The following is a 6307-nucleotide window of genomic DNA, read 5'->3' on the forward strand; positions in this document are numbered from 1 at the left end:
TTTCCTTCACCGGTAAACGGCTTATTTTATTTTTTTGAAGCCAGCGATACTTCTACACTCCAGTCGCTGCCGCTGGCTATTTTGTGTACATCAGCAAAACTTGCCTGGTTAAGCGCGAAAGATAGTTGCAGCAAACTATTCAGGTAGCTTAACGGCTGTCCCTTTGCTACCGCACCAAAAGTTTGACTGTATGGCGCATCGCCCTCGTAGGCCTTTTTGCCGCTGTGGTAAATAACAACGTGCAAGGCATCGCCATAGGCCGGGTTGAGCTGTTTAACCAGGTCATCGCCAATGTTTGTCCAGATGTTGCCGTATTGAATATCAAGAATGGCAATGGTGCCTTTCAGCTTGCCGTTCTCAAGCACCGCTTTCTGATAAGGAATACTCACTACCTGTTTAGGCAGTGCGGGCCCAACCTGCTCAAAGCTGATCACCCCTGCTGCTAAACGGGCAGCAGTGTAGGCGTAAACATCACGACCGTGAAAAGTATATGATTTGCCCGAATCCTTACGGCGATTAACTGCCTCATCTATCTCCCTAATCTCAGCTATACCCAAAGCTTCTGCCACCAAAGTGAGTGTACCATTATCGGGAGTAACAATAAACTGGCCCGTATTGGTTTTCAGCACCACCGATTTGCGGGTGGTACCAACGCCAGGGTCAACAACCGAAACAAACACCGTACCTGCCGGCCAGTAATTTACAGTTTGAAACAGGCGGTATGATGCCTCCCAAATGTTATAGGCGGGTATTTCATGGGTAAGGTCGTACAATTTCAGATCGGGCGATACACCGTTGGCAACGCCTTTCATGGCAGAAACAGCGCCGTCCTTTAATCCGAAATCAGACTGAAAAACAACAATTTTATTTTGAGCCGCAGCTACGCAGCAGAGTGCTGATAAAAAAACAACACTAAAGAATTTGAGTAGATATTTCATAATAAGGGGTATAATGTGGTGGTAAATTATTGTTGTATGGAATGACTTAAATAGAGAACGAATAATAGATCGTCATTGCGAGGTACGAAGCAATCCCAAACTTTACAGGGCGGATCCACCAATCGGGGATTGCTTCGTACCTCGCAATGACGGTTTTCATTATATCATCTATATAAATAATTTAAAACAATCGTTAGTAGATCAAATCGCATCCTTTTTCAGCAGTTGATCAATCTCTTGATTAAACTCTTTAATAAATTGTGTATAATATATTCCAGTTGCCGGCCCGGTAAAGCCGGTATAGATCTTATCAACATTTCCTTTTTTATCGATAAACAAAATGGTTGGGAAGGATAAAAAGGTATTCAACGCCGGGAAAGATTCGGCTACGGCTTTTTTATCTGCCAGTCCGCCAAAAACTTCGGTATAAGTAATGTTAAAACGCTTTTTGAAATTCCCCATAGCATTCTTTACATAAGCAGGATCGGCCTTGCGTTCAAACTGTACTCCAATTACTTCTACACCACGGTCCTTATTCTTTTGATACCATGGGGCAACAAATCCGGCTTCATCAATACAGTTCGGGCACCAGGTACCGCCGATTGTGAGGATGACCACCTTATTTTTAAATTTATCGTCTTTCAAAGAAACCTTATTACCATCTGCATCGGGCAACGAGAAATCAAATGTTTTATAGCCTTCTTTTAAATAAGTCAACTTATATGGATCGGGCAAAGCCGCGTCAGCGTTTTTTGTGGCGATGAATGATGCGCCATTTGCAGTGCCTGTGATCTGCCCCGAACTATCAAATGTACCTGTATAATAGGATGCCCCGCTGCCTATGAAAGATGAAAGGTAAAATTTATTGCCCTGTACTACACCTTCCAGGTAACGCGAATCACCGGTAATGCTTAAAAAGGTAACCGATAATTTACTCCCCTGTTGTTTAAAGATACCTACTTTCTTTTCATCCGTGCCATTTCTGCCCTTAAATATTGCATCATACTTACCTGAAAGATCTGCCGCGGGTTTTTCACCATTGTCGGCAAAGCGGTAGGTTTCGCCAAATGTAGCATCAACTGGGATTGTGCGGCCCGAGAGATCTTTTTTGCGAAGCACACCGTTGAGTTTTTTATCGTCGACCTTAATTGCCAGCTCGTTATCAAACTGATCAAAAGCGATGAACAATGAATCCCCCTTTTGGCTAATACCGCTGGCCGCGAAACGTTCAGGTCCGTTGACCAGGTAAACTTTAGCGGTAGCGGCCGCTTTTCCTTTTATTTCAAAATTAAAAGGGACTTCGGTACCGTTTGGCTGGTGGAAAACGCCCCGCCAGGGGCCTTCGGCAATAAAGGATTGGGCATTTGCTGTTGTAGCTGCGATTGAAAGGCTAAGAAACACCAACCCGCATAATTTCTTTTTCATTATTATCATTTAGTTTAAGGGTATAGTTTCCACGGGCACATCCCAGTGGGCGATGACCAATTCAAAGCGCTGCTGTTCGGCTTTGGTATAACTTTCCTGGTCGGGGTAAAGCTGCTTTTTATAAGGATCAACAATGCTGTAATCCAGTGCGAGGTGCTCGGTTTTAAAAGTAAGCGTCACCTTAAAATCCCAGCGGGTATCTTCGCCGCTATGCAGCACCGGCGTTTCGGCCTTGATACTCAACACATCACCTTTTTCCAGTAATTTTTTGAGCAGCGGGTAGTGGTTCTTTTTCCAGAGCGCGATAAATTCATCGGCATGCCCCCATTTTATTTTGTAATAGTTCTCGATGGTTAAAGGCTTGTCCTGTGCCGATAAAGCCGTGCTGAAGAACAAGAGTATCGCTAAGAGTTTAATCTTTTTCATTATCTTTTTTTTAAATATGCTGCCTTGCTCAGGCATATTGTAATTCTGAGCGTCTTACACCCAAATTCTGCCTCGTATCCATGTGCGAGCGAACCACCTTATAGAAATTATCAATTATATGATCGGCCAACCTGACGATATTATTTTCATCACCGGGATTACAAACCGGATCACGAAAATCGCCTGGATAGATCCTGAACCTATCCGAAACAAGATCCACCGGGTCAAAATAGAAGTGTAAATTGAAACCATAGTTGCCGATATTTGCTGAGGGACCTACATCCGGTTCGTTGGGTTCAACGATAGTCAACTGTCCTCCCAAAGCACCGATTACGTACTGGAGTTGATTAACCTCGCTAAGATACTTCAACCCGTAGGTACGCCCTGCGTTACTGTAAAAACTAACCACGACTGAACTTCCGGATAGCTTTCTGATAAGCACTGAACCTGGCGTATACAGGCTTGGAGGAATAAACAGGCCGAAAAGATCATCATTTTTAAAACGGGACTCACAGAGGTAGTTTGCTCCTACTCCGCAAAGAACTGCTTGCGTCCTAACAGGCGTTTCCAGCTCGGCTATAATCTCGACCTTATGAAATCCAGGGTATTTTCCGGTAGGTTTGCACATCATATAATTCCCTTTTATTTATACTACAAACTATTTGCTGCGAATATAACAAATACACTATTAAATCTATAGATTTAATAGTGTATTTAATCCTGTAAATCTTCATTATATGATATCTACCCCAAAATCGTACTGCTGTTGTCTTTGCACTGAGAGCTTTCCTTAGCGCTGGCATATCTTATTGAAGGTCATCAGGCACAGTAATAAAACATTAACAAGGGGAAACAAGCGAATTAATTTCACCGCATTTGTTTTGATGTCCATGTTTTTTTAAATATATCGGCCATCTAATTATTGTTATCGATATATTGCAATAATGACAGAGTATATCACATTATTTAAAGATTGGGTAATTGCCCTGGGCGAAAAACATGAGGTTGACCCATTATTGCTTGGTAGTCTTTATTTGGTAAGCAAAGTATGTTTTATTACTTTTATTGGCTGGGTAATTAAAAACTTAAAGTCAAAAAAGGCTATCATGATGCCGTTACTGCTCGCTTCAATCAGTTTTAGCATGCCTTATCTTTACTTGATTATTGCCGGCCGCAATATCCCCGTTTGGGTATATGTGTTTATTGCACTGATGTTTGCATACGGCGGCTATACCATCTGGAAGAAAATTAACATCAGGCAGGGCACAGTGAATAGTTAGTCCGTTATATTTCCAATTCTATTCTTTTTCATCACTTTGTTTCTTTTCCTAATATGCACCTTTCGATTAATTATTAAACCAATTACTTTTCTCACCAACACCTGTGATTAAAACAGACTGGACCTCCCTCGAAAAAACTACATAATAAAGAGATCTTTCTTGTTGGTCATACATATCTTTTTCTCTTGAGCTTAAACCCAAGAGGATGAATTATTAAGTATAACCTGTTCTTCACAAAAAAGATAACAGTATTTAAATAATAACTACTAGACACTTAACTACTTACCGTACTAAAAATTCAGCGTCACCCATTTTTATGCCCGCAGCCTTGGCCTCATTGCTTCTGGCGATTACACAACCATCATTATTAGATAATACAACAACCACCTTACCTTTCAGGGTTGGATTGAACAGCGTTTCGCAGCTGACATAGCAGTTATTGATATCAACATGCGCAAACACGGCTGTACCTCCCTGTCTTTTGCGCCGGCTGTAATAGCGGGTTCAGGGTCAGCATTACCACGCCCCAGCATTCCCATTTTCCTGCTTCAATTACGATACAATCAGCCTTCGTATTAGCCTTCAGTAATAACTTATCCGCCTGCGGACAATACTCTCTCACATAAAAATCACCCTCATGGAAGAACACAACGATACAGCCCGCCACAGGTGGCAAAGAGCGGTCAATTACCAAAATATGATCTTCCAAAATATGATACCCCGTCATTGCCCCGCTACCCATCCGCATGTAATACGTATTATCAGGGTCGATCACCGTAATGTCAGCTATATCCAGGGCCGGTTCTTCGTGCGTCAGCATTGGCAGGCGAAAGCCCAGCACATCTCTTTTCGCCGCCTGTTTTCTGATCCTGATCATGTCGTCAAAATTATCAAACAGATTTTCAAAATACTAATATTTTTAGCATTATATTTGTCCGCATGATACGGATATATGAAAAGACAGGAGCCTTACCGGCGAATACGGCGTATTGTATAGCAACCGAATATGTCATCAGAGGAGGTTTTGTACCTAAAATGGTATGGGTTTTCGAGACAGATGACCATAGCCAGGAAGCATTAAAACAAATGTTGGATGATTATTTTGCTCGTGGGATTAAAACAGATCTGTATGTAAAGGAGGTGCCGCCTGATTCAGCCTTATTTAGCCATGAAGCCGAAAGATTATATGGAACAGCTAGCGTTGTTTGCGCCGTCGGGACAAAGTAAAGGCCGGCCGCAGCAACGTCCCTGTTTAATTAGCAATATTTAAGAAACGGATCGGAATTTAGTGTTCCTGACAATAGAAGCGGATAATTAGTTATATAATCCATTTTTTTGAAGTGTTTGTCCATTTACCTATTGTAACAATTTCCTTACGTTTATATCGCCATTATGCTTTAAATTACTTGATACATGGTGTCAATAACGCTCTCAACCCATAGTTGATATTAGTCTGAACTGTTCGGCCGATGTGGTTTTTTACGCGCTTTTATAATATATTTTCACCTCAATCTAAATATCTATGAAGAAAACAAAACTGTTGTTTTTGATTGCCCTTTTTCAACTGGTGTTATTCTGTAAAACCCATGCTCAATCAAAAAAGGAAACACTTTCCAAAGAATCAGCTATTGACTTGTCCGGCTCCTGGTCATTCGAGATCGATTCATTGGAAGAAGGGGTAACGCAAAAGTGGCATAGTAGGCATCTTCCGGAAAAAATCCATCTTCCCGGTTCTATGACAACCAATGGTTTTGGAAACGATATCACAGTTAAAACACCATGGACAGGGAGTATTGAGGATTCGACCTGGTTTCATGATCCGGCCTATGCCAAATACAGGGTGCCCGGAAATGTTAAAGTGCCGTTTTGGCTGCAGCCCAGTAAGTACTATAAGGGCGCGGCCTGGTACCAAAAGGAAGTTGAAATACCTTTTGCATGGAAAGGCAAATATATAGAAATGTACCTGGAACGATGCCATTGGGAAACAACGTGGATAAAACACACCAAAATGACCCTATCCGGCCAGATCAAAAAGGTCCCCTTTGCCAGTTGAAAGTGACCACGTTCGCCAAAGCAAAGTGACCCCTCTTCGCCAGACGAAAGTGACCCCTCAAAAGAGATTAAAGTAATGTATTGATAGGTTTCTGTGGACAAGGTTTTTGTTTAGCTTTTTAGATAAACAAAACCAGCGAATACATGTCCAATAAACCGATCAAGATGAATAGATTACGACAGATC

9 protein-coding genes are annotated in these 6307 nt (G+C 41.8%); 3 read left to right on the top strand and 6 right to left on the bottom strand.

Annotated elements, in window-relative coordinates; all coding sequences use genetic code 11:
* Positions 1 to 26: 26 nt before the first annotated feature.
* The 4 genes from AC1DUD_RS07095 to AC1DUD_RS07110 all read right to left on the bottom strand — a co-directional run bounded on the left by AC1DUD_RS07095 (position 27) and on the right by AC1DUD_RS07110 (position 3420).
* Positions 27 to 938, bottom strand: a complete 912-nt coding sequence (locus AC1DUD_RS07095) for an SAM hydrolase/SAM-dependent halogenase family protein (RefSeq protein WP_477373008.1) — start codon at positions 936 to 938, stop codon at positions 27 to 29.
* Between the two features lie 201 nt (positions 939 to 1139).
* Positions 1140 to 2363 (bottom strand): peroxiredoxin family protein, encoded by a 1224-nt coding sequence (locus AC1DUD_RS07100; protein WP_477373010.1) that lies wholly within the window; start codon positions 2361 to 2363, stop codon positions 1140 to 1142.
* 9 nt (positions 2364 to 2372) lie between these two features.
* Positions 2373 to 2789, bottom strand: coding sequence for a hypothetical protein (locus tag AC1DUD_RS07105; RefSeq protein WP_477373012.1), 417 nt, complete (start codon positions 2787 to 2789; stop codon positions 2373 to 2375).
* A gap of 28 nt (positions 2790 to 2817) precedes the next feature.
* On the bottom strand, positions 2818 to 3420 hold the full coding sequence (locus AC1DUD_RS07110; protein ID WP_477373014.1) for a hypothetical protein: 603 nt from the start codon (positions 3418 to 3420) through the stop codon (positions 2818 to 2820).
* Between the two features lie 313 nt (positions 3421 to 3733).
* On the opposite strand from AC1DUD_RS07110, the gene AC1DUD_RS07115 reads away from it, so the two are divergent.
* The gene (locus tag AC1DUD_RS07115) at positions 3734 to 4069 is read left to right on the top strand and encodes a hypothetical protein (RefSeq protein ID WP_477373016.1); all 336 of its coding nucleotides are present in this window, start codon (positions 3734 to 3736) and stop codon (positions 4067 to 4069) included.
* Between the two features lie 282 nt (positions 4070 to 4351).
* Here AC1DUD_RS07115 and AC1DUD_RS07120 read toward each other — a convergent pair whose 3' ends face one another.
* A complete protein-coding gene (locus AC1DUD_RS07120) occupies positions 4352 to 4531 on the bottom strand; it encodes a Y-family DNA polymerase (RefSeq protein ID WP_477373018.1) in 180 nt (59 codons plus the stop codon).
* Positions 4515 to 4946 carry a LexA family protein gene (locus tag AC1DUD_RS07125; RefSeq protein WP_477373020.1) on the bottom strand — a complete coding sequence of 144 codons (432 nt, stop codon included), beginning with the start codon at positions 4944 to 4946 and terminating at the stop codon, positions 4515 to 4517. The genes AC1DUD_RS07120 and AC1DUD_RS07125 overlap by 17 nt, the downstream gene beginning before the upstream one ends.
* A 62-nt stretch (positions 4947 to 5008) precedes the next feature.
* On the opposite strand from AC1DUD_RS07125, the gene AC1DUD_RS07130 reads away from it, so the two are divergent.
* Both AC1DUD_RS07130 and AC1DUD_RS07135 read left to right on the top strand, forming a co-directional pair.
* Positions 5009 to 5296 (top strand): hypothetical protein, encoded by a 288-nt coding sequence (locus tag AC1DUD_RS07130; protein WP_477373022.1) that lies wholly within the window; start codon positions 5009 to 5011, stop codon positions 5294 to 5296.
* A 295-nt stretch (positions 5297 to 5591) separates the two neighbouring features.
* Positions 5592 to 6122, top strand: coding sequence for a hypothetical protein (locus AC1DUD_RS07135; protein ID WP_477373024.1), 531 nt, complete (start codon positions 5592 to 5594; stop codon positions 6120 to 6122).
* Positions 6123 to 6307: the final 185 nt, after the last annotated feature.

The organism is Mucilaginibacter sp. P4_A11 (assembly GCF_056402535.1).